Annotated in this window: 25 protein-coding genes and 1 tRNA gene; 10 read left to right on the top strand and 16 right to left on the bottom strand. The window is 56.8% G+C overall.

The window, feature by feature from the left end:
• Window position 1: 1 nt before the first annotated feature.
• From DESPR_RS06475 to DESPR_RS18410, 4 genes are all read right to left on the bottom strand, one after another.
• Window positions 2-454: a CBS domain-containing protein gene (locus tag DESPR_RS06475; RefSeq protein WP_015724006.1), complete on the bottom strand. Its 453-nt coding sequence runs from the start codon at window positions 452-454 to the stop codon at window positions 2-4.
• A gap of 79 nt (window positions 455-533) precedes the next feature.
• Complete coding sequence (locus tag DESPR_RS06470; protein ID WP_015724005.1) at window positions 534-1,196, bottom strand: hypothetical protein; 663 nt, start codon at window positions 1,194-1,196, stop codon at window positions 534-536.
• Window positions 1,197-1,575: 379 nt separating this feature from the next.
• A complete protein-coding gene (locus DESPR_RS06465) occupies window positions 1,576-1,890 on the bottom strand; it encodes a BON domain-containing protein (RefSeq protein ID WP_015724004.1) in 315 nt (104 codons plus the stop codon).
• A 400-nt stretch (window positions 1,891-2,290) separates the two neighbouring features.
• Window positions 2,291-2,590: a septal ring lytic transglycosylase RlpA family protein gene (locus DESPR_RS18410; RefSeq protein ID WP_169701548.1), complete on the bottom strand. Its 300-nt coding sequence runs from the start codon at window positions 2,588-2,590 to the stop codon at window positions 2,291-2,293.
• On the opposite strand from DESPR_RS18410, the gene DESPR_RS18405 reads away from it, so the two are divergent.
• Entirely contained in the window at window positions 2,574-2,828 is a 255-nt protein-coding gene (locus tag DESPR_RS18405) for a hypothetical protein (protein ID WP_169701547.1), read from the top strand. The genes DESPR_RS18410 and DESPR_RS18405 overlap by 17 nt on opposite strands.
• Before the next feature lie 518 nt (window positions 2,829-3,346).
• Here DESPR_RS18405 and DESPR_RS17160 read toward each other — a convergent pair.
• From DESPR_RS17160 to DESPR_RS06445, 3 genes are all read right to left on the bottom strand, one after another.
• A complete protein-coding gene (locus DESPR_RS17160) occupies window positions 3,347-4,927 on the bottom strand; it encodes an autotransporter domain-containing protein (protein WP_169701546.1) in 1,581 nt (526 codons plus the stop codon).
• 301 nt (window positions 4,928-5,228) lie between these two features.
• Window positions 5,229-5,462 carry a hypothetical protein gene (locus DESPR_RS18400; RefSeq protein ID WP_169701545.1) on the bottom strand — a complete coding sequence of 78 codons (234 nt, stop codon included), beginning with the start codon at window positions 5,460-5,462 and terminating at the stop codon, window positions 5,229-5,231.
• Between the two features lie 216 nt (window positions 5,463-5,678).
• Window positions 5,679-7,850 (bottom strand): adenosylcobalamin-dependent ribonucleoside-diphosphate reductase, encoded by a 2,172-nt coding sequence (locus tag DESPR_RS06445; protein ID WP_015724001.1) that lies wholly within the window; start codon window positions 7,848-7,850, stop codon window positions 5,679-5,681.
• 568 nt (window positions 7,851-8,418) lie between these two features.
• Between DESPR_RS06445 and DESPR_RS06440 the strand changes: the two genes are divergently transcribed.
• The 3 genes from DESPR_RS06440 to DESPR_RS06430 are packed head-to-tail and all read left to right on the top strand — an operon-like array spanning window position 8,419 to window position 11,472.
• Window positions 8,419-9,282: a thioredoxin domain-containing protein gene (locus DESPR_RS06440; protein ID WP_015724000.1), complete on the top strand. Its 864-nt coding sequence runs from the start codon at window positions 8,419-8,421 to the stop codon at window positions 9,280-9,282.
• Between the two features lies 1 nt (window position 9,283).
• On the top strand, window positions 9,284-10,291 hold the full coding sequence (locus tag DESPR_RS06435) for a PhoH family protein (protein WP_015723999.1): 1,008 nt from the start codon (window positions 9,284-9,286) through the stop codon (window positions 10,289-10,291).
• Between the two features lie 2 nt (window positions 10,292-10,293).
• Window positions 10,294-11,472, top strand: coding sequence for a pyridoxine 5'-phosphate synthase (locus tag DESPR_RS06430; RefSeq protein WP_015723998.1), 1,179 nt, complete (start codon window positions 10,294-10,296; stop codon window positions 11,470-11,472).
• Between the two features lie 111 nt (window positions 11,473-11,583).
• On the opposite strand, the gene DESPR_RS06425 is transcribed toward DESPR_RS06430, so the two are convergent.
• Window positions 11,584-12,570: a potassium channel family protein gene (locus DESPR_RS06425; protein ID WP_015723997.1), complete on the bottom strand. Its 987-nt coding sequence runs from the start codon at window positions 12,568-12,570 to the stop codon at window positions 11,584-11,586.
• A gap of 151 nt (window positions 12,571-12,721) precedes the next feature.
• On the opposite strand from DESPR_RS06425, the gene DESPR_RS06420 reads away from it, so the two are divergent.
• Together DESPR_RS06420 and DESPR_RS06415 are read left to right on the top strand one after the other, a co-directional pair.
• A tRNA-Leu gene (locus DESPR_RS06420) sits at window positions 12,722-12,807 on the top strand.
• A gap of 164 nt (window positions 12,808-12,971) precedes the next feature.
• Window positions 12,972-14,024, top strand: a complete 1,053-nt coding sequence (locus tag DESPR_RS06415; RefSeq protein ID WP_015723996.1) for a tyrosine-type recombinase/integrase — start codon at window positions 12,972-12,974, stop codon at window positions 14,022-14,024.
• Here DESPR_RS06415 and DESPR_RS06410 read toward each other — a convergent pair.
• The 4 genes from DESPR_RS06410 to DESPR_RS06395 all read right to left on the bottom strand — a co-directional run bounded on the left by DESPR_RS06410 (window position 14,002) and on the right by DESPR_RS06395 (window position 16,687).
• Window positions 14,002-14,286: an HU family DNA-binding protein gene (locus tag DESPR_RS06410; protein ID WP_015723995.1), complete on the bottom strand. Its 285-nt coding sequence runs from the start codon at window positions 14,284-14,286 to the stop codon at window positions 14,002-14,004. The genes DESPR_RS06415 and DESPR_RS06410 overlap by 23 nt on opposite strands.
• Window positions 14,287-14,382: 96 nt before the next feature.
• A complete protein-coding gene (locus DESPR_RS06405; RefSeq protein WP_015723994.1) occupies window positions 14,383-14,784 on the bottom strand; it encodes a hypothetical protein in 402 nt (133 codons plus the stop codon).
• A 20-nt stretch (window positions 14,785-14,804) separates the two neighbouring features.
• Window positions 14,805-15,521: a hypothetical protein gene (locus tag DESPR_RS06400; RefSeq protein WP_015723993.1), complete on the bottom strand. Its 717-nt coding sequence runs from the start codon at window positions 15,519-15,521 to the stop codon at window positions 14,805-14,807.
• The gene (locus tag DESPR_RS06395) at window positions 15,521-16,687 is read right to left on the bottom strand and encodes an HD domain-containing protein (RefSeq protein WP_169701544.1); all 1,167 of its coding nucleotides are present in this window, start codon (window positions 16,685-16,687) and stop codon (window positions 15,521-15,523) included. Before DESPR_RS06395 ends, DESPR_RS06400 begins: the two co-directional genes overlap by 1 nt.
• Between DESPR_RS06395 and DESPR_RS18395 the strand changes: the two genes are divergently transcribed.
• Window positions 16,682-16,966 (top strand): hypothetical protein, encoded by a 285-nt coding sequence (locus tag DESPR_RS18395; RefSeq protein WP_169701543.1) that lies wholly within the window; start codon window positions 16,682-16,684, stop codon window positions 16,964-16,966. The genes DESPR_RS06395 and DESPR_RS18395 overlap by 6 nt on opposite strands.
• Here the strand turns inward: DESPR_RS18395 and DESPR_RS06385 are convergent.
• The 4 genes from DESPR_RS06385 to DESPR_RS06370 form a co-directional block, all read right to left on the bottom strand.
• A complete protein-coding gene (locus DESPR_RS06385; RefSeq protein ID WP_015723991.1) occupies window positions 16,941-18,311 on the bottom strand; it encodes a type IV secretory system conjugative DNA transfer family protein in 1,371 nt (456 codons plus the stop codon). The genes DESPR_RS18395 and DESPR_RS06385 overlap by 26 nt on opposite strands.
• On the bottom strand, window positions 18,308-19,048 hold the full coding sequence (locus tag DESPR_RS06380) for a hypothetical protein (protein WP_015723990.1): 741 nt from the start codon (window positions 19,046-19,048) through the stop codon (window positions 18,308-18,310). The genes DESPR_RS06385 and DESPR_RS06380 overlap by 4 nt, the downstream gene beginning before the upstream one ends.
• Before the next feature lie 464 nt (window positions 19,049-19,512).
• On the bottom strand, window positions 19,513-20,580 hold the full coding sequence (locus DESPR_RS06375) for a radical SAM protein (RefSeq protein WP_015723989.1): 1,068 nt from the start codon (window positions 20,578-20,580) through the stop codon (window positions 19,513-19,515).
• A gap of 15 nt (window positions 20,581-20,595) precedes the next feature.
• Entirely contained in the window at window positions 20,596-20,991 is a 396-nt protein-coding gene (locus tag DESPR_RS06370; protein WP_218918281.1) for an ArsR/SmtB family transcription factor, read from the bottom strand.
• A 71-nt stretch (window positions 20,992-21,062) separates the two neighbouring features.
• Between DESPR_RS06370 and DESPR_RS06365 the strand changes: the two genes are divergently transcribed.
• From DESPR_RS06365 to DESPR_RS06355, 3 genes are read left to right on the top strand one after another with little or no spacing between them, the layout of a single operon-like run.
• Window positions 21,063-21,365: a cytochrome c3 family protein gene (locus tag DESPR_RS06365; protein WP_015723987.1), complete on the top strand. Its 303-nt coding sequence runs from the start codon at window positions 21,063-21,065 to the stop codon at window positions 21,363-21,365.
• A 21-nt stretch (window positions 21,366-21,386) separates the two neighbouring features.
• Window positions 21,387-22,148, top strand: coding sequence for a 4Fe-4S dicluster domain-containing protein (locus DESPR_RS06360; RefSeq protein ID WP_015723986.1), 762 nt, complete (start codon window positions 21,387-21,389; stop codon window positions 22,146-22,148).
• Window positions 22,138-25,377: a molybdopterin-dependent oxidoreductase gene (locus DESPR_RS06355; protein WP_015723985.1), complete on the top strand. Its 3,240-nt coding sequence runs from the start codon at window positions 22,138-22,140 to the stop codon at window positions 25,375-25,377. Before DESPR_RS06360 ends, DESPR_RS06355 begins: the two co-directional genes overlap by 11 nt.
• Window positions 25,378-25,617: the final 240 nt, after the last annotated feature.

Below are 25,617 nucleotides of genomic sequence, written 5' to 3'. Positions count from 1 at the left end.
GTCAATCCCCTCGGGTCCGGGTCTCACTTGCCTGACCGCGCGGGGCGACCTTGGCCAGTTCCGTCAATTCCTCGGCCAGGAGATCGAGCAGGTCATCCACAGACACGATGCCGGCAAGCCCACCCTCCGGATCGACCACCGGGATGCGGCGAACCCCATGGGCACGCATCAACTGAATGGTCGCCACCACGCCTGCCGTTTCCGGCACGCTGACCAGCCGCGGCCGCATGAGCTCACCGGCGGTAACTCCCTCGACAGGCAAGGATTTGGCGATGATCTCGACCACGATATCACGATCAGTCAGCATGCCGACCGGAATCCGGCGGCCCCCGACCTCGTCTACCACCACCAGATCACCCACATGATACCGGCGCATGAGCTGCGCCGCCTCGACGATGGTGGTCGTGCGCCTGGCAAAAACAACCTCCCGATTGCACAATTCTCCAATGGGCATGGCTTGGCCTCCTGTTCAGGGCAGGTATTGGGAATGGCACCTCGCAACGGAAACAGCTGTTCCTTTCACGGTGTGCCCTTCAGTCTTTGACATTGGACACTGCGTAGACTTTGTCCGAAAGCGTGGCCCAGTTCGCCAGATTCTTGACCACGATGCGGAGTTGTTCGACCGCCGCCCCCTCCACATGCATGGAGACCATCAGGTCGCCGACTCCGTCACTGTTGTAATCAACCAACTCGATGGCCTCCAGCTCGGCCTTGGCAAACATCAGGGTGTTGACTGCTCCTCCTGATTTGCTCACATCCGCCACATAGACAAAGGTATTGTGCGCCTCGCTATCGCCGGCGTTGGAATCGCACTCCATGTTCAGGTCATGGCCGGTCACCACCCATTTGCCTGAACGCATGAATTGCGGGTTGGTATAGCTTTCCCGCCAGGTGGGATTGGTGCAGGAAACCGCCGGATACGCACCGGTTTTGGGAGTTGACGAGTAGAGAAGCGGTGTGTTGGTGTTGTTTTTATAAATTCGATACCAGTAGGTCAGGCTTTCGCGATACCCATCCTTGTTGGCATCGTTCTGCGAAAGATAAGGCATGATGACCTCGGCACCCGCGTAACTCGCATTGACATTGGCAAACAGCGGCGCGAGCGGGGTCACGTTCCCGGCCAACGCGGTCGATGCTGCCGCTAGAGTATGAACGACTGCCATGATGCCCCACTTGACGTTCCCTCCCCTGTCCATGGTTCCCTCCCAGGTGCATGTTGATGTTGATGTTGATGCGTTGAATATAAGTGCAATAACGAAAAAATTTCAAAATGTGCAACAAAAATTGCAGCAAGTATCGCTTGCAGGACACCCGCGCGAGTTCCATCGGCCAAACCGGGAGTTCCCAGGGCAGCAGGGGCGTGAGACACGGATCAGGATCATCTGGGCCACGCGGAGAAGCGAAAGAGGATTGGGCGACCAACCACTCCATGCTTCTGCCCCTCTTGGCAGCAGGAAGTCAAAAATATATATCCTGTCCCCGTAATAAGGAGTTAAAAAAACGGAAACACAATCACTGTTTCCGTTTAGGGGCATCCGTCTCCGGGTGCTGATCCGCACCCGGGGCATGCCGGCGTTATTTCAGTTTGATCAGGTTTTTCACCCGGGTGACGCCGTGCACCTTGGAGGCGATCTGCTCGGCCTTTTTCCGTTGGGCCGGGGTATCGACCGCGCCGGTCAGCACCACCTCGCCCTTGAAGGTTTCCACGGATACCGCCAGACCGCTGACCTCCTTGTCGGCCAACAGATCGGCCTTCACCTGGGTGGTGATGCCGGCATCATCCACCACCTGCCCCGTGGTTCGTCCTGCCGGGGTGGTACAGGAGACGGTCAACGAAAGCAGGACCGCACACAAAAGGGAAAGAAAGAGACCAAAGGTTTTTCGTGCCATGCTGTTCCTCCTACAATAAGTTGGATAAGGATTGCAGCCAACACAAGGGTTTCAGGCAGTTCCCGGCGGGCCGCACCTTCAACGCAAAGCCGCACCCTCCAAAAATCGCGGCTAATGGCAAACTATTACTGAACATTTTGCGGTAAGACAAGCACGAAATGGAGCGGCGGCGGAATCCACCATGCCCGGTATGGTCTTTGAACGACGTCTCACCGGATAAGGCGCACGACATCCCTGGCAGCCCCATGCAAGGACGAGACGCGCAAGAGAAAAATGCGCAACCACCGTTTCGTTGGCTGCGCAGGAGGATTTGGAGCGTATAAGAAGAAAAAAGACGCGTCGCGATGAAACGACCAACCGCATCCACCGGAGACGCGGAGCTGTCAGCGCTCTTGCGGGATCAACCCGAGGAGGCCGAGGAGACGACCTCGAGTTTGACCAAGGCGGTGCCGCGCTTGGCCATCCCGACCTTGGCCGCTGCGGCAGCCGACAGATCAATGATCCGGCCCTTGGCCCAAGGCCCGCGATCGTTGATCCGTACTTCGACTGTTTTTTGATTGCGGAGGTTGGTGACCCGCACCTTGGTGCCAAGTGGCAACAAACGATGGGCGGCGGTCAGTTCGCTCTGGCGGAACCGTTGGCCGCTGGCGGTTTTCCTGCCGATGAATTTATCGGCATAGACGGTGGCTACCCCTTTCATCAATTTTTTTGACTTGGCGGCAGTAGCGGTGGATTTGGCTTTAGTTTTGGAAGAGGCAAGCGATGTTTTTGCTGTCTTGACTGAGGCAGCGGCGGCAATGTTGAATGATTGTCCTGCAGTAAATTCGATCATCGCCAAGCCGATCATAACCATGAAAACGAGCTTGGTGGTCTTCATAAATGTATTCTCTCAAGTTGAAGTCATGGAGGCTTTTTTCTCTCAAGATGAGGCAAAATAACAGAAATTCCGTATATTGCAACACAAACCATTTTTCAGGGTCCAAGAGGGCAAAGGAACCTACCGGAAATGCAGAACAATTTTTTTTCCGTAGCCAGCGAAAAATGACGTGTTCGAGACAGGCGCGAACAGGCCGCGACGATGGCCAATATACCTTTATAAGGTATTGAAATAAAATGTATTTTTAAAACCCGTCCCAGGAACCAGTAAAATCAGCACGACAGAGCGTCAAACTTTGCCTTGCCAAACATGATGAGAAGTTCATTTTGCAGCCTGGAACTGCCAATTTTGTGCATGGCAACCGGGGTGTCAAACGGGCCGTCACCCCTTTTGCACCGGCGAGGATGAGCTACCCCCGTCGCGCTCCAGGCGCTTCGCCCAAACAGCACCCATTTTTGCGCGCGAAAGCGCTGTCGCAAAGCCAAGCCAGTGCCTTGGACGCCTGCCCTTGCTCGGTCAAAAACATATACTGTCCCCGTAATTTCAGTAATGCCTTTCTGTCTCGCGTGGCCTGGCAGATCACCACCCATAGTGCACAGCCAAACTTCCCTGAACCCCCTGCTCACCGCCGGCAAACGTTTCCACCTGGCCACGCAGGCTCCATCGTTGGCCGAGCTGCACTGTGGCGCCCACCGCCATCAGATATCCGTCCTCATCCACGGCGCTCCTGGCCAGGTCATCCGCCACCCAAACCTCGTTGGTCGCTGAAAAATCGCGGAGATAGCTAATCTTAGTCCAGCAATGGGCCTGCAGCCAACCGGTGGGCCACAGGGTCTTGCCCACTTCCACGCCAAGGCGGCCCACCAAGGAATCCCCCTGGCGCAGCCTGATGCGCGCGCCCAGGTCATCGTTGAAATCATCCTGATCCACCTTGGCGTGGGAAAGCTGGAGTTGCGGCGTGAGCGACCAGCCGTCGTGCCAGCGGAAGGTCAGGCCGTTGGCCACGGTCAGCACCATGAGGTTGCCGTCATAGGTCTGATCCAGCCCATGCCCCAGCTCGCCCGGAACCGCATTGTCCAGGTCGAGCCCGCCGTACAGCAGGGAAAAGCTGCCAAACCAGGAACGGGGAGCCAATCGGTCGTGCAGGTACAGCCCGTAGAGTCCGCCCATTGTTGTCTCGGCCGTGTTTTCGACACCGCTGGCCTGATACTGCTGCTCTTGCCGCCCTTGGGACAGCAGCAGGCCCAGGTACGTCCTTGATCGATCGCTTGATGATGTGCCGCCGAACCTGCGCTGCCAGCCGAGGCTCATTCCCGTGCTCTGGGCATCAACCGCGTTGCCGTCATCCTCATCGAAGTCCAAATCGCCGCCAAACCCTCGCAGCCACACGGCATCCCGCTGGTCCCCTGCCCCGCCATCATTCGATGCACGGTCAATGGTCGCCGCATGACGGGTTTGATCGAGGTGGTCCCCCAAGTCGACGGCAATGCCGTGTCCCAATTTCTGCGCACCGGTCACCGCGCCGGCATAGCTTTTTAGGTAATCGGGGGCAAAGAGCGCGTAGACCAGCCAATCGACGGGTGCGCCCCGGTAGTAGAACTGAGAACCACCGCCGGGTCGATATTCCCCGTTTCGTTCCATCGGGGCGGCGGTGCCGCCGATCAGGGTGTGGCCCGCCGGCATATCGATCACGTAAATACGCTGCAAATCGCTGCCCCAGGCCGCCAAGATGGCCAACTCGTCCCGACTAGAGGGCACGCCGCGATACTGATCGCTCCACCAACTGCCCAGGTAACCCGAGGCCTCCCTATAGCCGCTGTCGCCCCGCCGATAGAGACGCAGCGGCGCATCGGTCTGGACGATAGCCAGCTCGGTGTCGGTGAACCCCGCCCGGCTGGTGAACGAATAAAAATTGGTGTAGTCTCTGGTTCCGTCCCCTGTCTGATAAAAACGGGGATGGATGGCAACTTGCTCAAGAATGGCAACTTTGCGCTCCAGGCGGTCGTTGGTGACGCCTTGGTAAATATTGAAGGCATCCAGCCCGCCGCGATCGGTCTTGATGGCCTGATTGCTCTGAATCTCCTGATCGATGTCAGCTAAGGTTTCGGCCGTTGCAACGGCAAACGGCAGGAGGTCCAAGCCGATCAGAAATCCGATCACGACGGAAACAATTCGACGCATCATTACCTCGCGCATAGCAGAATTGGGTTGCGGAATATTTTACAGGGCGGCGCACTCAGATTCAAATCGCGGGCATGGCCCGCTCCTACGCCCCCATGGTAGGAGCGGGCCATGCCCGCGAACAGGGGCTGTTATGCCAGCTCGACGTGGTTGTCCTCATAATTCCGACGCGGGAGCGTGTGGCTGCGTTCCCACGCTGGAGCAGGGGAACAATCAAAAAAAATCATGAAGGAATTCGAGTCGTTGGTGGGTACGATACAGCCGTGCCCACCCTACCCGGCTAAGGGCATTGAATTTTGGAGACAATGGCATACCAAGCAGCAGCAGCGCTAAACGCTGAAGCAATGGCTGAAGCAAGAGCAACGGCCCAAGCAAGGCTTTCTCTCTTAAACCTTTTTGCTTCCATTACCCTTGTTTGCAGTTCAGCCCAATTTTCCGGGCCACCAATTTCTGATGTTGAAACGCCAAGTTTTTGTGCTTCTTTTAGAAGAGCGTCGCCAGTTTTTAGCTTCATGTCATTGATGTTTATTTAGAATATAACAGTATTGATAGGCTGATCTTGAGTTAAAAATATCGGCTCCTCGTCTCACACTCTCCTTACCGAACCGCTTAATATCATTCGCTCATTGTCTCTCTTTACTTTTCCGACCCGATGAAAAGACAAAGTCAAACGACAAAGATTAGCTGTGTCGCCAATGCACGAATCGGCACGTCTCGCCGGACTCCCCCATCACGAACACTTCGAATACCCGCAATCCCGGCACACCTCGCACCCCTCCTCGAACACCAATTTTCCCTGACACTCCGGACAGATCGAGGCGAATCCATGCTGGGTGGCGGCCATGAACGATTTCAACAGCTTGCCCAACTGGGCCGGCAGATCGAGCATGTGGCCGGAGGAGCGATCCAGCTGCTTGATGATCTCATCCATGGGAATCTGATACCGGAGCGCCAGCGACACCAGCCGGCAGGTGGTGGTCCACATGGTGGATTTATCTTTCAAATCCACCCGGTTGTCGAAGGGAAACTTGGCAAAGACCTCCATGGGTTTTTCGTCCTCGTCGAAACAGACAATCAGATAGATGGTTTCCTGGTTGATGTCCTTGAGCCGATAGCGCTTGGCGCTGAGCACATCGGGCAAGGTGGCCTTCTGCACCAGCCCCTCGCTGCCGGCCACGGCGGTCTTGTCGGCGCTGCTGGCCACGGTGTTGAGTACCTGATGGTCGCGGGAGCCGTCGCGGTAGACGGTCAAGCCCTTGCAACCGAGCTCGAAGCCGAGCATGTAGGCAGTGCGCACATCGTCCTGGGTGGCCGAGGACGGCAGGTTGATGGTCTTGGAGATCGAGCTGTCGACTCCGTTTTTCTGCAGGACGCCCTGCATGCGGATGTGCTGCTCCGGGCTGATGTCCTGGGCGGTGCGGAAGATCTCCTGCCAGCGTTTGGGGATGGCGGCGTGACCGATGACCGTGCCGCTCTTGGCCACCTTTTCCATCAGCTCGGCCGAATAGAACCCCTCGGCGCGGGCGATGCGTTCAAAGAGCTTGTTGACCATCAACAGCCGGTCGTTGTCCATGACGTTCTTGATCATGACGATGGAGAAGTAGGGCTCACAACCCGAGGCGCAATCGGCGATCATCGACACCGTACCGGTGGGTTGGATCGAGGTCAGGGCGGCGTTGCGCCGGGCCGGATATGTGTTGAACCGCTCGTCATAGGCGGGAAAAGGACCCTTCATCGTGGCCAGTTCGATGGAGGCGGCCTCGGCCTCGGTGCGGACAAAGGCCATGACCTCGGCCGCGGCTTGGCGGCCCTCCTCGCTGCCGTAGGGCAGTTCCAGCTGGATGAGCATGTCGTGCAGGCCCATGATGCCCAGGCCCACCTTGCGGGTCTTCTGGGTCATCTCGGCGATCTCGGGGATGGGAAAGCGGTTGCAGTCGATGACGTTGTCGAGAAAACGCACCGCCAGCCGGGCGGTGGCGCCCAGCCGCTCCCAATCGACCTTGCCGTTCTTGACGTACTGGCCCAGGTTGATCGAGCCGAGATTGCAGGACTCATAGGGCAGCAGCCACTGTTCGCCGCACGGGTTGGTGGCCTCGAACTTGCCCAGCTGCGGGGTGGTGTTGTCGCGGTTGGCGGCGTCGATGAACAGCACTCCGGGCTCGCCGTTGTGCCAGGCCAGATCGACGATCTTGTCGAACACCTCGCGGGCGCGCAGGGTTCGGATGATGTCGCCGTTGGAGGGGTCGATCAGGTCATATTCCTGATCGTTTTTCACCGCCTCCATGAACAGGTCGGTGATGGCGACGCTGAAGTTGAAGTTGGTGTAGCGGGTCTGATCCTGCTTGGCGACGATGAACTCCAGGATGTCCGGATGATCCACCCGGAGCACGCCCATGTTGGCGCCTCTTCGCTTGCCGCCCTGCTTGATGGTTTCGGTGGCGGCATCGAACACGGCGGCAAAGCTCAAGGGGCCGGAGGCCACGCCCTGGGTCGACTGCACCGCCGAGTTTTTCGGCCGCAGGCGGGAGAAGGAGTAGCCGGTACCGCCGCCGGTCTTGTGCACCAGGGCACCATTGCGGATGGAGGTAAAGATGCCGTCCATCGAATCTTCCACCGGCAGGACGAAGCAGGCCGACAGCTGGCCGAGGTCGGTGCCGGCGTTCATCAGACAGGGCGAGTTGGGCAGGAAGTCGAGATAGTAGATCATGGTGAAGAAGCGGTCGGCCAGCCCCTCGTAATCGGGCTGATCCAGGTCGACCTGGGCCACGGCATTGCTCACCCGACGGCACAGGGTTTCCCAGTTTTCAAGCGGCTTGCCCTCCGCATCCTTAAGGTAGTACCGCCGCTCAAGGACGGTTTCCGCGGTATCGGTCAACTGCTGTTTGGGTATGCTTCTGGTCATGGTGGCCTCGTGGTCTGAATTCATCTCATCGTCTTCTCTTGGCGGCGGATCAACGGCGCGGCGGCGGCCGGTCGCTCCCCCCTCCCCTGGCGGCAAGCCCTTGTCGCGCCACCCTTTTGGCCAGCATCGTGCCGCATGGGTTTTCGCGTCGGTCGCTCGCCATCGCCGACGGCAACTTATCACAACATATAGAGATCATCAATAATAAATAATGCAATATGTAGTGTTTCGGCAAAATTGCCTGTTTTCAATAAGTTCAGCCAAAACGCCGTGCCAGGCGCCCCCCTTTTCACCTCCACGGACAATACGTGGCCATCACCAAACCAGGCGGATCGGCCGGGCGGTCGGCAAGACATAAGGCCAGGGCCGCGCCGCCGCGGTTCTCCCCCTCTTGCCGCTTGCGCATTCGCCGACCTGTCGGTATAGTGCAACACAATTTTCGCTAGCAAGGGGCGTAATCGCGTCAGTTCAAGAAGTTAAACGCAAGAAAACCATTGCCGCCGGTGACCGCTCCGCGCCCAAAGCGCACAATTCCACTCCCACCTTCACCAAAGGATCCAACCCGCCCATGCTGAAAAAAACCATCCTCTGTGCCGCCCTGCTGCTGCCGTTGACCGTCCAGGCCCAGGAACCGAAAAAAAACTATACCGCCGGCAATCTCAACTGGTCGATACAGGCCTCCTGGCCCATCCCGGCCAAACCGGTGGACATCGCCCAAAGCCTGGACAACAAGAAGGTTTTTATTCTCGGCAGCGATGCCAAGGTCTACATCTTCACCCCGGACGGCAAACAGTTGGGCGTGCTGCCGGTTGATCAGGGCGTCAGTGCCATCGATATCGCCGCCCGGGGCGAGATGCTCTATCTTGCCAACGAAAAGGCCAAGACCTATACCGCCATCGACGTCAGCTTCAACCAGAAGATCGATATCACCGGCGCGCCGGTGCGCGGCAAGGAGGATGCACCGGTGACCCTGGTGCTGTTCTCCGACTTCGAGTGCCCCTGGTGCGGCAAGCTGGAACCGGTGCTGGCCGAACTGCTGGCCAAAAACCCGGACAAATTGCGTATCGTCTTCAAACACCTGCCGCTGCCCATGCATCAGCAGGCCGAAGCCGCCTCCCTGGCCTCGATTGCCGCCCAGAAGCAGGGTAAATTCTGGGAGATGCACGACGCCCTGTTCCAGATCACCACCTGGACGCCGACGGTCATTGACGAAACCGCCCAGCGCATCGGCCTGGACATGGTGCGTTACAAGGCCGACGTGGCGGGCCAGGAAGTGCAGATGCAGCTGGCCAAGGATAAGAGCGATGCCCAACTCGCCGACATCTCGGCCACTCCGTCGCTATTCATCAACGGCCGGCCGGCGCGCGACCGTTCCCTGCCCGCCCTGCAAAAGATGGTCGACGAGGCCGTGACCGGCGGAGGAGCCAAGTAAGGTGAAGCCCTCGGCAGCCCTCAACGTCGAAACCTCGCGGGAGATCGATTTTGCCGACAACAGGCTCGCCCAGCAGTTGTTCGGCGAGCTCAACCGCAACCTGCACACCATCGAGCAGGCCACCGGGGTGACGATCAATGCCCGCGGCAACGGTCTGCGGATCAATGGCCGCCTGCACGCGGTCGAGCTGGCCGCCTCCACCCTGCAGCAGATGTATGGCCTGCTGCTCAAGGGCTATCCGGTCTTCAGCCAGGATATCGCCTTTGGGGTCAAGATCCTCGAATCCTCGCCTCAAGCCCGGCTGGAGGAAATCTTCCTCGACAAGGTCTGCATCACCGCGCGCAAGCGGGTGATCTCGCCCAAATCGGTCAACCAGAAACTCTACATCGAGGCGATCCGCGAAAACGACATTGTCTTCGGCATCGGCCCGGCGGGCACAGGCAAGACCTATCTGGCTGTGGCCATGGCGGTTTCTGCCCTGGCCAAGGAGCAGGTGGCCAAGATCATCCTCACCCGGCCGGCGGTGGAAGCCGGCGAGAAACTCGGTTTCCTGCCCGGCGACATGGCCCAGAAGGTCGATCCCTATCTGCGGCCGCTGACCGACGCCATCAACGACATGATGGGTCAGGAACGCACGCAGGAGCTGACCGAGCGCGGAGTGATCGAGGTGGCGCCGCTGGCCTTCATGCGCGGCCGGACACTGAACAACGCCTTCATCATCCTCGATGAGGCCCAGAACACCACCCGCGAGCAGATGAAGATGTTCCTCACCCGCATCGGCTTCGACTCGCAAGCGGTGATTACCGGCGACGTCACCCAGATTGACCTGCCAGGCACGCAGAAATCCGGACTGATTCAGGCCGAACGGATCCTCACCGGCATCAAGGGCATTGCCTTTCGCCACTTCTCCAAGGCCGACGTGGTCCGCCATCCATTGGTTCAGGAAATCATCCAAGCCTACGAGCAGCAGGATGCGGCCCGGCGTGCCCGCGCCGAAAAGGAGGGTTGACCATGGCCGTTCATTGCAGTTTCAGCAACGATATCGCCCATTATTCCCTCAACCGCCGTCTGCTGCAGCTGCGCTCCGAGCATCTTGCGCGCCTGCTCAAGCTGGAAGGGGCCGACGTCAGCGTCGTCTTTCTCGGCGATGCGGAAATGGCGGCCTACAACGAGCAGTATCGCCGGAAAAATGGGCCCACCAACGTGCTCTCCTTTCCCGCCGCCGAGGGTGGGGAAGGATTCGTCGCCCCGGAAAACGAACTGGGCGACATCCTCATCTCGGTGGACACCGCCCGCCGCGAGGCCGGCCAGCAAGGCCACAGCCTGCACCACCGGCTGACCCAGCTGATCATCCACGGCATGCTACACCTGATCGGCTACGACCACGAGCGCTCGGAAGAGGAAGCGGTGCGCATGTGGGATTACGAACAAGAGTTGTTTCAGCAGCTTCAAACTACAAGGAGTACAGCCATGCCCTTTCTCGCCATCAATGTTGACCATGTGGCCACCATCCGCCAGGCGCGCGGCGGCCAGGAACCCGACCCGGTGCTGGCCGCCTCGCTCTGCGAACTGGCCGGGGCCGACGGCATCGTCGTTCACCTGCGCGAGGATCGGCGCCATATTCAGGACCGCGATGTGCGGTTGCTGCGCCAAACGGTCAAGACCAAGCTCAATCTGGAGATGGCCAATGTTCCTGAAATTGTCGATATTGCCGTGGAAGTGGTGCCGGACATGGTTACCCTGGTGCCCGAGAAGCGCAAGGAGCTGACCACCGAAGGTGGTCTGGATGTGCTGGCCAATGCCAAGAAACTGACCAAGACCATCGACAAGATGCGCAAGGCGGGGATACCGGTGTCGCTGTTTGTCGATGCGGATGCGGCCCAGGTGCAGGCGGCGCTCGATGTGGGCGCCACCTTTGTCGAACTGCACACCGGCCGCTACTGCGAGGCTCGGACCATGGAAGAGCAGGAACAGCAGTTCCGGCTGATCGAGCAGACCGCGGAACTGGCTTATGAGTCAGGTCTGCGGGTCAACGCCGGTCATGGGCTCGACTACCGCAACACCCACCCCATCGCCGCCCTGCCCTATATCGAGGAGTTGAGCATCGGCCATGCGGTGATCAGCCGCGCGGTGCTGGTCGGGCTGGAAAATGCGGTGCGGGAGATGCTGACCATCGTTCGTTCGGTCTGATTCGTCTTTGCCTTCAAGATACAAGGGCGGGTACGCCCAAAAATCGTGCCCGCCCGAGGATACATGACAACTGAACGCGAATTGGAATGAGAAGCTGACTGGTCGCGGCGTTCACATCTCCTTACCCAAGCCGAGGATGTGCTCGCTGGCGCCCAGGACGATGAGGATATCGCCGGCCATGATCACCGAGTCGGGCTTGGGATTGAACAGCATGCTTCCATCCTGACGTTTGATCGCCACCACGATCACGTCGTACTTCTTGCGGATCTCGGACTCGATCAGGTTCTTGCCGCTGAGATGCGACGCGGGGCCGACCTGCAATTCCTCCATGATCAGATCGAGTTCGCCGGCCCGCATGGTCAGGTCGATGAAATCGGCGACCGTTGGCCGGACAATGAGATGGGCCATGCGGCGGGCGCCGATCGAATAGGGCGAAATCACCTTCGAGGCTCCAGCCCGCTTGAGTTTGATCTGCACACCGGGGCCGCCGCTGGAACGGGCCATGATATACAGAACCGGGTTCAAACCGCGGGCAGTGAGGGTGATGTAGAGGTTGTCGGCATCGGAGGCCACCACCGACACCAGCCCTTTGGCGCGCTCGATGCCGGCGGTCTGCAGTACCTCGTCGTCGGCGGCGTCCCCCTGCAAGCGCAGATAGCCCAACTCCTCCAGGGTTCTGATTTCCTCCTCGTCCTTTTCAATCACCAGGAAAGGACGGTGGTGCTCCTGGAGAATCCTGCAGATTTCCTTGCCGATCCGACCAAAGCCGCAGATAATGTAATGGTCCCGCAACCGGGCGATCTCTTTGTTCATCTTTCTCCTCTTGTACAAACCGCGCAGCTCGCCCTCGATCATCGTCTCGGTGATCTTGGTGAAGGTATAAAAAACAAAGGCGACGCTGGTGATCACCAGAAAGACGGTGAAAATGCGTCCCGAGGGATGAATGGGCACGATGTCGCCGTAGCCCACGGTGAACACGGTGATGATGGTCAGATACATGCCCATCCAAAACCCGGTGTTCTCGAGAATCATGTAGCCGAAGGTTCCGATGAGAACCAACAAGATAAAGGCCACTGTTATAATGATGACTTTGCGCATGCTCTTTATGGATGATCGTAATGGAAACCCCGAGAAACATCGCGGCATCATAGCATACCCGCAAAGCCAAACGCCACTGTTAACCTGCCGGAACTTCAAAAGCTTCTCCGTTTGACAAACCGACCGGAGGAGTGTATAAAATCCCCATCCTGCCCGGATGGCGGAACTGGTAGACGCAAGGGACTTAAAATCCCTCGGCCTTTGGCTGTACGAGTTCGATTCTCGTTCCGGGTACCAAAAGAAAATAAGGGCTAACATCTCGAAAATAGAGAGATGTTAGCCCTTTTCTTCTCCCCTCCCCTCCCCTCCTTTACAAATTCCTTTTGCTTTCTCGTGCTCTCTTTTGCTATATTTTGACGAAAGAAGTGGAACAAAAATGGAACAAAAACGAGGGTGGCAAAATGGCTCGAATCCTCACAAGAAAAGGGAAAAAGAAAACGACATACACCATTACTGTTCGCGTCAAGGGATACGAGTCGATAAGCAGGACGTTCGACACAAAAGGAGAGGCACGTATCTGGGCAGCAGAAATGGAAGCGGAGATGAAAAACCAGCGGTTCAAAGACCCGCGCCGTGCTCATCGTACGCTTGACGAGGCCTTTGACCGCTATCTGGAAACAGTTACTTCCCAAAAAGCCCTGACAACCCAGGAACGGGAAAGAAGAATAGCAAAACTTCTGAAAGAAAAATTTGGCAGGAACACTTTATTACCCGATATCACACCATCCGTCGTCGCAAAATATCGGGACCAACGTTTAAAATCAGTATCTGCGTATGCGGTGCGGTTGGAATTGGCTCTTCTTTCTCACCTTTTCATCAAAGCCTGCAAAGAATGGGAACTACCTATTGAAAATCCTGTCAAATCGATTGAACGCCCAAAGGTTCCCAAAGGGAGGATTTTCTTTCTCAAAGAAGATGAAGCTGTACGTTTGCTCAAAGAATGCAAGGCTAGTCGCAATAAAAGGCTGTATCCTTACGTGTTGATCCTGCTCCACACGGCGATGCGCCCAAGTGAAGCTGCCGGATTGAAATGGCACCAGATTGATTTCGATAGACGCTCCCTGACCCTCTATATTACGAAAAATGAACCAAGAACCGTCCCTTTAACAAAAACTGTTATTACAGCCCTTGAAGATCTGAAAAAAACTGCCTTTGACAATGAATTCGTCTTTCTCAAAGGAGAAGGAAAAAGCCAGCACGCCCAAAACATTCCATCTTCAAGGTTCAGACCTTCATTTGACAGAGCCAGGGAACGTGCAAAGTTGCCACTCTTGCACATGCATGACCTTCGCCATACTGCTGCTAGCCAGATGCTCATGGCAGGCACCGATATCAGAACCTTGGCAGCGATACTCGGACACAGCACCTTACAGATGGTTTTACGCTACACCCACCTTCTCAACGAACATAAATTGAAAGCTGTTGACCGAATCAATTCTCTGGGCATTGAATAACATCAACAAGCTTCGAACCAGGTTTAAATTTCACTGCCTTTTTAGCTGGAATAGCAATCTTTTCTCCCGATTGCGGATTTCGTCCTTCACGGGCGGCTCGGTCAGCAGTGGAGAAGGTGCCAAATCCGGCCAGAGTCACCTTGTCGCCGGTCTTCATCGCCTCTGCGATGGCTGAGAAGACGCTGTTCACCACCTGTTCGGCGGCTGATTTACTCAAGGCGCTTTCTTTGGCGACCTTATCAATCAATTCGGTTTTGTTCATGACTGCTCCATGTAGAGGGGAATTGGAAAAACCGTTTCATGGCTTGCGAGATAGCAGACCTTGCCCACCAAGGCAAGGTGCAATTGCCTTGGTGGGTCATGACTCGGCCGAAACCGCCCCCTCTGCGTCACGCGAAGCCTCTTCGCTCTTCTCCTGAGCTTTGAGTAACTCCAGATAGTCTTTGATTTCATTGGGGGCATAGTAGCGGAAATTGACCCTTCGGCTGAGCCGTGCGGTGAAATCAGAGAAGGCCATCACGATCTCTCGCCCTTCTTCCATCAAGGCAGCCCCTTCTTCATAGGTGATGCCGCCCATCTCTCCCAGCCGGCCCTTGAAATTGGCATAGGCCATGTCAAACTGCCGCAGGATACTGAACATGGTCGAACCAATCGGCGAGTTGACTCGCATGACCCGTGAGCCCTTTTCCTTCACCAGATTGATTTTCCTCTCTTCAATCTCCTGCCAAGAGGGACGTTGTTTTTTTTCTTCGTGTTCCATGGTTGAACCTCCGCTGCTGTTTAGGCAGAAATACGTTGGATGTTGCGCTTGATCCGGTGGCGATGCCAGCAGTCAAGCAGATAGACCGATCCGTAAGGAAACACCACCGCCAGCACCATGAGCAGGCTGCTCTTGGTGGCCAGGGGCACCAGATGCGGCTTGATGGCAAAGAAGCCGTGATAGATTTCGTGAGCTTTTGCGCCGAACTGGCTAGCCAGCTGACCAATGTTCTCCGGGGTGCTCAACCGGAACAGCACCAAATAGATGACATAAACCACAAAGGCCTTAAGCAGCAGGGAGAGCGCCCGGCCGGAAAGCAGCGAGTTGACCGCCTTGCGGGTGATGTTGCCGACAAAGTAGCGGCTGATGTAGCTGCACATGAGAGTGTTGATGATCAGGGGCAGATAGGGGATGCAACCAAAGAGCAGATGGCTGAACCAGTCGAGGTGGAGAAAGACAAAGGGAAAGAGGTAGAAGTGGAACACCGGGAACAGCAATACCAGGGCAATGCCCTCGTTGAACCCGCTCTTCAAGCCGATCTTGAAAAAATCGATGGTCCGCTCCAATGTCAGGAACTCGGCCGGAATATTCTGCCCCTTGCTCTCGATCACATAGAACTGCTGGATCTCGGATATGGCGCTGAGCAGGTTGACCGGCTTGTAGATCCGGCCTCCCTCGGTGGTAATAATCTGGGCATTGGTGTCGTTTGCCCCTTTGGCTTCCCGTTCCTTGGCCATCAGCTCACCTGTTCACTGCCGGTATAGGGACTGACACTGAGGATGTCGCGAAGCAGATCCGGCTTGGCCCGTTCCATCTCGGCGATGGAGCCAAAGGCCTCGGCATGGAAGGGGGTATAGTATCCTCGCATCTTCGTGTTGAACTTCCTGGTCACCAGAAAGTAGCCGCCGAAATAGGTCGCCTTGATCAAATGGGTGGCAATCACTTCATGCTGCTGGCGCAACTGCTGCACAACACTGAACAGCACCTGGCGCATGGTGGGATCATCCTGGGCCATGGTGGCGATCTCCATGCAGCCGGCATCTTGAGCCTGCTTGCGGGCCACCTCTTCCAAGACCTTGACCTGGAAATAGACCAATCCATCGGTCATGGAGAAGGCCAGAAAGCGCCGACCCTCAATCCGGTTGATGTAGGGCTTGAGCATGGCCAAAAATCCAGCGGCATCGAACCAACTGGAGATGTCCATCCGCTGAGGCGGTGCGATCTCTTCCCGGCTTGACGTGGAATCGATGGTTTCCCCATAGATATCAGCCTGCACCCGTTGCACCGCTTCCCGGGATGACGGTTGTAGTGGCTTCTCTTTCGCTTCCTCTTCGTGCGACTCCTTGATTTCCTCGGTTGCCTCCACTCCCACCCACCGTTCCAGTTCCTGCTGCCGGGCCTGCTGATCAGCCTTCTTGAGGGTCTTGCCCAGTAACCCCTCGGGCATCTTGTGGTGCATCTTGATGGCCCGGAGGATGTCCTCCTTGCGGGAGAGTTCCTTGAACCCAGGGATGGCGGAAATGATGGCGCCGGCGGCCAGGGGATGCTCGCCCAGGGCATAGAGCGAACCCCGCGCTGATTTGAGCTTACCCAGGTCATGTCCCAAGGCGGCCACCATGGTATCCGGGATCACATGCCAGGCCTGATTGTCGGAGAGCAGTTTGACCACTTGTTCGGCCACGTTGAGGGAATGTTCAATCAGCGTGGTCTTAGCCAGGATTCGATAGGTGTTCTGTTCCCAGGCGGCTTCCACATCGCCCTGGACATCGACCACCGAAGGGCACTGCCCTTCACGGTCAAGCAGGCGAACAACCTCCAAACAGACCGCACGCTGCCCGGGTGCCTGGTTGAAAAAGGACCAGGCCCGCAACTGGCTGGCAAAGGACTGAGCGCGTGGATGCACGAGTTCAAACTTCTCGACGCCTTCGGCAATCACCTGCTCGTTCCGCCAGAGGCGGGCCGCTCCGAGATATGCTTCACCCCCTCTATCCGGGTAGATGATCTGGGCCTGACCCACCGCTGCGAGAGGGCGCTCAGCGTCATCTGTTCAAGGAACGAGGGGGCGTCCTGCTCCTCACCCCGCAGCACCAGTATGCCGGCAACGCCAACCAGCACCAAAGCCACCCCCAGGATGATCGTCGGCCAGATGCTCAGCATCAACCGCTCTTGGTTTGTTTTTTGATGATGGTCTCTCCGGCCAGATCCGGAAAGACCACCTTGAGCCTGCCCTCCTCAACCGTGGCGGTCACCCCTTTGTAGGTGCCGGAGTAGGTAATGAGAAAAAGTTCGCGGGGTTTCATCTTGAGGATTTCGCTCGGCTTAATCCGTACCTCTTCAGTCTCGCGGATGGAGACGTTGCCTCCCAGGGAAATGATGGGAGAAAACCGTTTCTCTTCGCCCAGGTGTTCGGAGACGTAATTGGCGGTGCTGGGATCCGGCACCCGCATGAACAGCTTGGTGTTGCAGTTGTCGAGGATGGTGTTGGCTCGATCTTCACCCACCTCGGCATACAACTGGCTGATCGATTGACAGTAGCCGTGGATGAACACCCCGGCCCCGCCGGCCTTGGCAAAGAGGTCCTCGATCCCCTGGTAGAGGACGGACTGGGCCTCGTCGATATGCAACACCAGCGAGGGCGTTACATCTCTGCCTGAGGAATAGACTCGACCGACAAAGGCCTGGATCATGGAGATGATCACCTTACCGGCGGTATAGGCGGCCCGCTTGGTCAACAGTGATCCCAACTGCACCACGAGGATGATGCCCTTGCCTTCTTCCAGCCGTTGGATGAAGCGGTTCTCGTCAGCTTTTCCGATGATCTTGCCAACATTACCCGAGGTCAGCTCGGTGAGCGCCACCCGCAGCGAGCTGGCCACCTTGGAGTAGTAGTCCGCCGGAGTCGAGAGGATCTTCTGGATGTCCAGGGAGAGCTGCTTGGCCTCCGGGCTGTCAATGTAGTCGATCTTCTCCTTGAGCTGCTCCAGATCCTGATGGCTGATGTGGTTCTTGATGTCATTGAGGTTGAAGGAAGGCTTTGTTCCGGCTTGCTCGGCCAGCATGATCAGGGCCTGGACCACCACCAGGCTGACCTCGTAGGCCACCCCGAAGAAATACGGTTCTCGGCCGATGGCCACCCCGGCGGTGATATGGGCCACCAGTTCCTCGGGCATGTAGTAGGACGACAAGGGGTCAAGGATGGCGCTGTACTGGGGGAAGATCGGGGTGATCAGCATCAGATCGTCGAGCCGGTCGGTCTCATGGGCCAGTTGGGTGATCTTGGAGAACAGATCGATATCGCCCTTAGGGTCGATGGCCACCACCGAATACCCCTTGCAGATATCCTGCTCGATGATGTGCTCCATAATCCGGGTCTTTCCGACCCGGGTGGTACCGAAACACCAAAAATGGCCCTTGCGATGGCTGTCGGGCACACCCAGTTCCATGACCGTCTGGGGATGATCGAGGTGTACGCCTTGTCCGATGTGGGTCCAGGGCACCTTCGGCTCTGCCTGTTCTGGTGCCTTCATGACAAGGCCTTGACGATCCGGACCTCGATCCGTTCCTGGAGTTCCCGGTCCACCGCGATGATTACCTCGCGCGGCAACCTTCTTGTGGTCAGGACAATGCTCTTGTGGCCGACGTAGCGTTTCAGGCAGCGGAAGTGAAACCGATCTGCCGCATCGCCCAGATGATGGCGGAGCAAATTTTCGGTCAGAGTCTTCGAGACCCGATCCAGGATGACTTTGGTACGAGGGGTGCCGTTCACAAGCACCGGTTCGATTCGGCGCAGGTGGAAGGCCCGGCGTTGGCCAGGCTGAAAACGGCCAGCATGGCGTTCATGCAGGCCGATCCGGTTGACGGGACAGATGGCGATAATCGGTTCGTCCGGGATGATCTCGGTTTCAACCAGGAGATGGTCGCAGGCCCGATTACGGATGACTTCGCCCCAGAGCAGCTGCCGCTCAAACCCTTTGAGCTGGCGGACCTGTTTGATAACTGCGGCAGTGGCCAGGTGGTTTTCCAGAATGGTCTTGAATTGATTGCGGGAAAGAACAGTCGGAAGATCGAGAGTGCGTTGCACAGGAAGGCCGTTCTTTTTGCCGTAGGCCACAACCTCCAGTTGCATACCCTCCCGGAGAAAGACCATGACTTCCCGGCGGTACCACTGGGAGAGCTGGCGAGCAAAAGCGGATTCGATTTCCTGGATGACTTCGGCGGTGGAAAGAGCGTATCGGCTGGCTAAAGACAGAATGATGGACTGCATGGATGATCATATCCCTGGTGAAAATGGAAAAGGCGACCGTTCCAATCGGTCTCTCTTCTTTTTTCCGGGGTGATGACATCGCACCTGCTGCGTGACATCGTTTTGGAAGTAGTTGAGGGGAAAAACAGAGGGGGTTTCAGGGGGAGACTGAGAGAATTTTCACCTGACAACGACGGGTGGCGCGACATTCAACATATTGTATTTAAATCGAATATAATAACTGGCCACGGCTAGGAAAGTCTCCGTTTTGTGTTGGACTTCATTTATTCCGACAATGCGATTTGGTAAGAGAAAATCATCGGATGTAGCATTTAGCCAGACATCCATATCTCTGAGGAAAAAAGCAATGACCCAATGGCTTGGATGGAAACGGTGGCCTAAACAGTTTCTCTATTTTTCAGGATTGTTGACCTGTTTTTACCTTGGGGTGATTGATTCTGCAACTTAGTGAAAGAGTAGGGTTATTATCGAGAAAACTTTGTGCACAGCTCGCATGCAGCTGGAATGGCGCCGGAGTGATGAGCCTTGCGGAAGGATGCATACGGCTGTGAATGCCAGATTTTTTCAAAACGGGCATTCGCTATGGTGCCAAACACGACGGGACGATAGGGGTGAGCTATGGAATCGGCAGGATCAGGTGGTGGAGCGGTTATGGGCAAATTGACAAAAACGCAAGGCGACACGTTGCCGGTCACGCCTATAAAGGCAGCACACTGTACATTTTCGCTGCACATTTGCGGCTCAGGGATTGGAATGAACGATTCATCTTCAATGTATTGTCGGTCTCCCTCCTGTTTTTTCGGATTTGCCGGGAGCCGGTAGTAGATGGTCAGGCCCACCTTGCGCCCGGCGTCGACAACCTCTTCCAGATGCTGCCGCACCTCGTCCATTTCAAGTCGATCCTCGGGCGAGAACGTTTCATTCGCCAACAAAGGGCTGCCGACCGCATCCAAGGTACTGATAACCACCTGTGCAATACCTCTGTTGCGCAACAGATCAGGTAGACGGTCAAGGTATGCTATCCCGGACTTGAGTAAAAGATAGGCAATGTGCAGGTGTGGCCGGTCGGCACCAGTTCGCTGCTTTGCCCGGTGGATGTCCTCAATGACTGACAACACTTTCTCAAGGCGTGTGCCTTGGCGATAGTGATCGTTCTCCGCGCCGGTTCCGGCAAGGGAAAACCCGACTGTGTCAATGCGTTCTTCGACTAACTGTTCGCATATCCGCTCGTTGAGCAGCATACCGTTGGTGGTGGTTCCCACCTGGCAGCCGGCATGTTTGGCAAGGCGGGCAAAGTCAAAGAATTGAGGGTGAGTGAAAGGATCGCCCCAGCCCTGCAGGTGGACGAAGCGAATTTTCTTGAAAGCTGGCAGCAAGCGGCGGAAAAGGCTCTCCTCCATATGCTGAGTGAGCCATCGGTCTTTGTACACGGTTCGGGGGCAATAAAAACAGTTGGCCGTGCAGTCGGAACTAATCTCTATCTGGAGCCATTCAAGCCGGGGAAGACAAGAGAACGGCCACCCCCGATACATGATGGCTCCTCCCAGTTATTTGCAGGAATTGGGGTTCTTGGCCTGCAGGTACGCTTCAAGGCGCCGCTTATCAGCCCTGTAGACAGGATTGTTCGCCAACTGATTGATGAGGAGAACCAGTTGGGCCTGGAGAAAGGCATCCATGTCTTTCTTCAAGGAATAATACATCCATACCCCACCTCGCCGATCCTGTAGCCATCCGTTTCGTTTCAGATAGGCCAAATGGCGGGAGACCGTCGATTGCGGCATATCAAGCGCGTTCATTAAGTCGCAGACGCAATACTCGCTTCCCCCTTGCAGGAGAATGAGCAGACGCAGCCTGGTTTCATCGGACAGTGATTTGAACAGTTCAGTAATTGTTTGCATCGCACCAAAATACCGCAGCGAAAAATTAACGTCAACGGTTCCCACTCCCGCCTTGTAAACATCTGTCTAGCCGGATATATTTATACGGTCAATAAACCTTAGCCAGGGAGGTGACCATGAAGTGGGCTCGAGCTGCGGTACTTGTCATGTTATCCGGAAGCGTTGCCTTTGCCGGCATCGGCGGCGGCGATGTCACCATGAAAAACAAGGGAGGAGACACGGTTTTCAGCCACGAAAATCATGTGACAGGGGCAGAATTGAAGTGTCAGGACTGCCATGCCAAGCTCTATACCAACACCAAGCAGCATAAGGCGGTGACCATGAAGGCCATGGAGCAGGGTAAATCCTGTGGCGCCTGTCATAACGGCAAAAAGGCCTTCAGCGTTAAGGAAAATTGCGAAAGCTGCCACAAGAAATAAGCCCATCAAAGGAGGAAAGGAATGCAGAACGAAGATATTCTGGTAGTGATGCAGAAAGATCTCGAGCGAGCCCTCAAGGCACCCGAGAAGAGCCGCCGATGGGCCATGCTGATTGACCTGCGCAAGTGCGTCGGTTGTCATGCTTGCACCGTTGGCTGTGTTTCGGAAAATAAACTGCCGCCCGGCATGTACTATCGTCCGGTGCATGAATACGAGCAGGGCAAATACCCCAAGGTGAGCCGAACCTTTCTCCCCCGGCCCTGCATGCAGTGCGACAATCCACCCTGTGTCGCCGCCTGTCCGGTTAAGGGCAAGGACGGAGCCACCTGGAAGTCAACAGAGGGTCTCAGCGCCGGCTTGGTCATGATCAATTACGAACAGTGCATCGGTTGCGGTGCCTGCGTACCTGCTTGCCCTTACGACGCCCGCACCATGGATCAGGGCGGCATGCACGGCGACGGTACGCCGGCAATCCAAAAGTACGAGACCATGGCCAGCTATGAATATGGCAAGAAATGGCCCCGCTCCGGCAAGAACACTCCGGTGGGCAATGCCCGCAAATGCCATTTCTGTCTCCACCGCCTTGCTGTAGGACAGTTACCAATGTGCATCACTACCTGCATCGGCCGGTCCGGATATTTTGGCGATGAGAACGATCCCCAGAGCCTGATCGCCCAGGTCAAAAAGGCGAACAAGGTCCAAGTGCTCAAGCCGGCCAAGAAAACCGCGCCACGGGTCTACTATGTCGCCACCGAAAAGCTGGAGGTGCTCTATGGCAAATAAGAATGCAAAAACCGTCTCCCGCCGCGATTTCCTCAAAACTTCGGCCCTGGCCGGTTGCGGCGCCATCGTGGCCACCCATTTCGATTTCGCCCGCGACCTGATCGCCCGGGTCGAGGCCGGTGAACTGACCCAGGCCGAGGCCTACGAACTGCTCAAGGCGGAGAACACTCTTTATTCCGTCTGCCTCAACTGCAATACCGGCTGCGGCATCAAGGTCAAGATTCTCGATGGCGTTGCGGTCAAGATCGACGGCAATCCCTACAATCCCTTCAACCTCCATCCGCATCTGGAGATGAAGGATGCGCCAGCCACGGCAGTCATGGTCGACGCCGGTCTCTGTCCCAAGGGGCAGGCAGGCCACCAGGGGGCCTACGATCCCTACCGAGTGACCAGGGTGTTGAAACGGGCTGGCAAGCGTGGGGAAAACAAGTGGACCACAATCCCTTTCAACCAGGCCATTGAGGAGATTGTCAGTGGCGGCAAACTGTTTGCCCATGTAACCGGCGAGGAGAATCGTCAGATTTCCGGCTTGAAAGAGTTGTATGCCCTGACCGACAGCAAGGCCTTCGAGGATATGGGCAAGGATGCCGTAGCGCTGCGCAAGAAAAAACCCGAGGAGCGGCAGGCGGCTATCGAGGAGTTCAAGGCCAAACATGCCGCCAACTTGGCTGCCCTGATCGACCCGGAGCATCCCGACTTCGGACCCAAGAACAATCAATTCGTCTACTTCTGGGGTCGCAAGAAAGCCGGTCGCTCAAATTTCGCCGCCGCCTTCACCGGTGCTTTCGGCACCAACAACACCCACGGCCATACTACGGTCTGTCAGGGTTCGCTCTACTTCGCCTGCAAGGCAATGAGTGAGCAGTATGTCGGCAACAGCTTCAAGGACGGCCAGAAATTCTACTGGCAGGCGGACCAGGAGAACAGCGACTACATCCTCTTTGTCGGCGCCAACCTGTTCGACGGCAACTACGGCCCCACCAACCGCGCCATGCGCATGACCCAGCGGATGGCCGACGGCAAGCTGAAGATAACCGTGCTCGATCCGCGCTGCACCAAGCTGGCAGCCAAAGCCCAGCGTTGGGTGCCGGTGCTACCCGGCACCGATGCCGCCTTCGCTATGGGCATGACCCGCTGGATATTGGAGAACAAGAAGTATGACGCCCAGTTCCTCGCCTGCTGCAACAAGGCGGCAGCCACGGTGATCAAGGAACAGACCTGGAGCAACGGTGCCTGGCTGGTGAAGCTCGATAAAGAGGGCAAGCCCGGCAAGTTCCTCCGCGCCCAGGAGATCGGTTTGAAGGCAGCCGAGAAACGCACCGACAAGGACGGCAAGGAGTTTGACTTCGAATATCTGGTGACCATCAAGGACGGTCAACCGGTGGCCTTCGACCCCAACGACGACAAGCAAGCAGTAAGCGGCGATCTATTCGTCGACACCCTGCTCAAGGATGCCGAGGGCAAGGAAATCAAGGTCAAGAGTAGCCTGCAACTGATGCTGGAGACGGCCAAAGAGAAGACACTCTCCGAATACGCGGCTCTCTGCGGCACCGATGCGGCTACCATCGAGGCCGTGGCCAAGGAATTCACCAGCTACGGCAAGAAAGCCTGTGTCGATGTGCACCGAGGACCGGCCCAGCACACCAACGGCTTCTACAATATCGCCAGTTTCATGAACCTCAACCTGCTGATCGGCAACTTCGACTGGAAGGGCGGGATGATTGCCGCCTCGACCTTCAACGTTGACGGTACCAGCAGCAGCACTGACAAACAGCCATTCAACTTCAAGAAGATGGGACCAAAGGGGTTGAAGACCTTCGGCACCTCGATCATCCGTCACGACATCAAATACGAGGAATCCACTCTGTTCAAGGGCAAGGAGTCCTATCCGGCCAAGCGTAATTGGTGGCCGATCTCCTCGGATGTTTATGAAGAGATCCTGCCATCGATTGCCGACGGCTATCCGTACCAGGCGAAGGTGGTCTTCTCCTACATGGGGGCTCCGACCTATTCTCTGCCGGCAGGGCATACCCAGATTCAAGCCCTCCTCGATCTCGACAAACTGCCGCTCTACATCGCCAGCGATATCCTTATCGGGCCGACCTCGATGTATGCCGACTACATCATCCCGGATCTCCACTTCTTGGAGCGCTGGGAGTTCCAGGGCTCGCATCCCAACATGCCAGTCCGCATCCAGCCGGTCCGACAGCCAGTGATTGCCTCGCCCAACGAGGTGGTCAAGGTCTTTGGCGAGGAGCAGCCGATCTCCTACGAGACCTTCTGGCTCGCCCTTGCAGAAAAGCTAGGCTTCAAGGGATTTGGTAAAGACGGGTTCGGCGAGGGCCAGGATTTCAGCCGTCCGGACGACTTCTACATCCGCATGGTGGCCAACATCGCCCTGGACCGCAAGGAACCGGTGGCCGACGCCTCTCAGGAGGAGATCGATCTGTTCTTGAAATCACGCCGGCACCTACCCAAAAACGTCTTTGATGCCGAACGCTGGCAGAAGATCGCCGGTGCTGCCTGGCCCAAGGTGGTGACTGTGCTGAATCGCGGCGGCCGCTTCGACGCCCAGGCGGCCACCTACAAGGGCGAGCAGGTGGCCAACAAGTGCGGCAAGCAGATCAATCTCTACCAGGAGAAAACCGCCGGCTGCAAGGATGCCTTCACCGGCAAGTCCTACTACGGCATTGCCCGCTATGTGCCGGTAGCCGACACCCTGGGCAACGAGCCAGCCAAACTCGCCGAGGGCTATCCGCTCCATCTGATCACCCAGCGCGATATCCGCCACACCAAGGCGCGGACCATCACCATGCCCTATCTCACCGACCTCATGCCGGAGAACGCGATTATCCTCCACACTGGCGACGCCAAGAAGCTGGGGGTGAAGACCGGCGACCAGGTCAAGGTGGTTTCGGCCACCAATCCGGATGGTGTCTGGGATCTGGGCAATGGCAACAAGAAGCCGATGATCGGTAAGGTCCAAGTGACTGAGACCATCCGCCCCGGAGTGGTTACCTTTACTCTGGGCCATGGTCATTGGGATTCGGGGGCTGTGGATGTGACCATTGACGGCAAACTTGTCAAGGGCGACAAAAAGCGGGCCGGCGGCGTCCATGCCAATGCCGCCATGTGGGTCGATCCTCATCTGAAGAACACCTGCATGATCGACAAAGTTGGCGGCAGCGTGTCTTTTTATGACACCAGGGTGAAACTGATCAAAGTGTAATCTCTTTCATCAATCACTGTACAAACGGGCTGCCCATCTGGTAGCCCGTTTGCTTTTTATTTAGACTGCGCGAGGCGTTCCTCGAACCTCAAAATACAACCGGCAAACGCTTTTCTGATCAAATCCCCATCTTCCTCTAACCTCCATCTAGTCTATTCTTGTTTGGGATTGACGCATCCGCCCAGGCGGATTAAAAAATGATCGTATCGTCAATGCAATGCATTGCACCTGGATGTATTC

It is taken from the genome of Desulfobulbus propionicus DSM 2032, assembly GCF_000186885.1.
In the GTDB taxonomy this organism is placed as follows: Bacteria; Desulfobacterota; Desulfobulbia; order Desulfobulbales; family Desulfobulbaceae; genus Desulfobulbus; species Desulfobulbus propionicus.
Note: the sequence above shows the minus strand (reverse complement) of the source record. Positions and strands in the feature narration are given on the sequence as shown.

Coding starts and splice junctions, on each gene's coding strand:
- DESPR_RS06415 (WP_015723996.1), top strand. CDS start 12,972: ATGGCTCGAATCCTCACAAGAAAAGGGAAAAAGAAAACGACATACACC.
- DESPR_RS06405 (WP_015723994.1), bottom strand. CDS start 14,784: ATGGAACACGAAGAAAAAAAACAACGTCCCTCTTGGCAGGAGATTGAA.
- DESPR_RS18410 (WP_169701548.1), bottom strand. CDS start 2,590: ATGAAAGGGGTAGCCACCGTCTATGCCGATAAATTCATCGGCAGGAAA.
- DESPR_RS06360 (WP_015723986.1), top strand. CDS start 21,387: ATGCAGAACGAAGATATTCTGGTAGTGATGCAGAAAGATCTCGAGCGA.
- DESPR_RS18400 (WP_169701545.1), bottom strand. CDS start 5,462: ATGAAGCTAAAAACTGGCGACGCTCTTCTAAAAGAAGCACAAAAACTT.
- DESPR_RS06430 (WP_015723998.1), top strand. CDS start 10,294: ATGGCCGTTCATTGCAGTTTCAGCAACGATATCGCCCATTATTCCCTC.
- DESPR_RS06440 (WP_015724000.1), top strand. CDS start 8,419: ATGCTGAAAAAAACCATCCTCTGTGCCGCCCTGCTGCTGCCGTTGACC.
- DESPR_RS06365 (WP_015723987.1), top strand. CDS start 21,063: ATGAAGTGGGCTCGAGCTGCGGTACTTGTCATGTTATCCGGAAGCGTT.
- DESPR_RS06475 (WP_015724006.1), bottom strand. CDS start 454: ATGCCCATTGGAGAATTGTGCAATCGGGAGGTTGTTTTTGCCAGGCGC.
- DESPR_RS06470 (WP_015724005.1), bottom strand. CDS start 1,196: ATGGACAGGGGAGGGAACGTCAAGTGGGGCATCATGGCAGTCGTTCAT.
- DESPR_RS06355 (WP_015723985.1), top strand. CDS start 22,138: ATGGCAAATAAGAATGCAAAAACCGTCTCCCGCCGCGATTTCCTCAAA.
- DESPR_RS06380 (WP_015723990.1), bottom strand. CDS start 19,048: ATGCAGTCCATCATTCTGTCTTTAGCCAGCCGATACGCTCTTTCCACC.
- DESPR_RS18395 (WP_169701543.1), top strand. CDS start 16,682: ATGCACGAGTTCAAACTTCTCGACGCCTTCGGCAATCACCTGCTCGTT.
- DESPR_RS06425 (WP_015723997.1), bottom strand. CDS start 12,570: ATGCGCAAAGTCATCATTATAACAGTGGCCTTTATCTTGTTGGTTCTC.
- DESPR_RS06410 (WP_015723995.1), bottom strand. CDS start 14,286: ATGAACAAAACCGAATTGATTGATAAGGTCGCCAAAGAAAGCGCCTTG.
- DESPR_RS06445 (WP_015724001.1), bottom strand. CDS start 7,850: ATGACCAGAAGCATACCCAAACAGCAGTTGACCGATACCGCGGAAACC.
- DESPR_RS06400 (WP_015723993.1), bottom strand. CDS start 15,521: ATGGCCAAGGAACGGGAAGCCAAAGGGGCAAACGACACCAATGCCCAG.
- DESPR_RS06385 (WP_015723991.1), bottom strand. CDS start 18,311: ATGAAGGCACCAGAACAGGCAGAGCCGAAGGTGCCCTGGACCCACATC.
- DESPR_RS06465 (WP_015724004.1), bottom strand. CDS start 1,890: ATGGCACGAAAAACCTTTGGTCTCTTTCTTTCCCTTTTGTGTGCGGTC.
- DESPR_RS06375 (WP_015723989.1), bottom strand. CDS start 20,580: ATGTATCGGGGGTGGCCGTTCTCTTGTCTTCCCCGGCTTGAATGGCTC.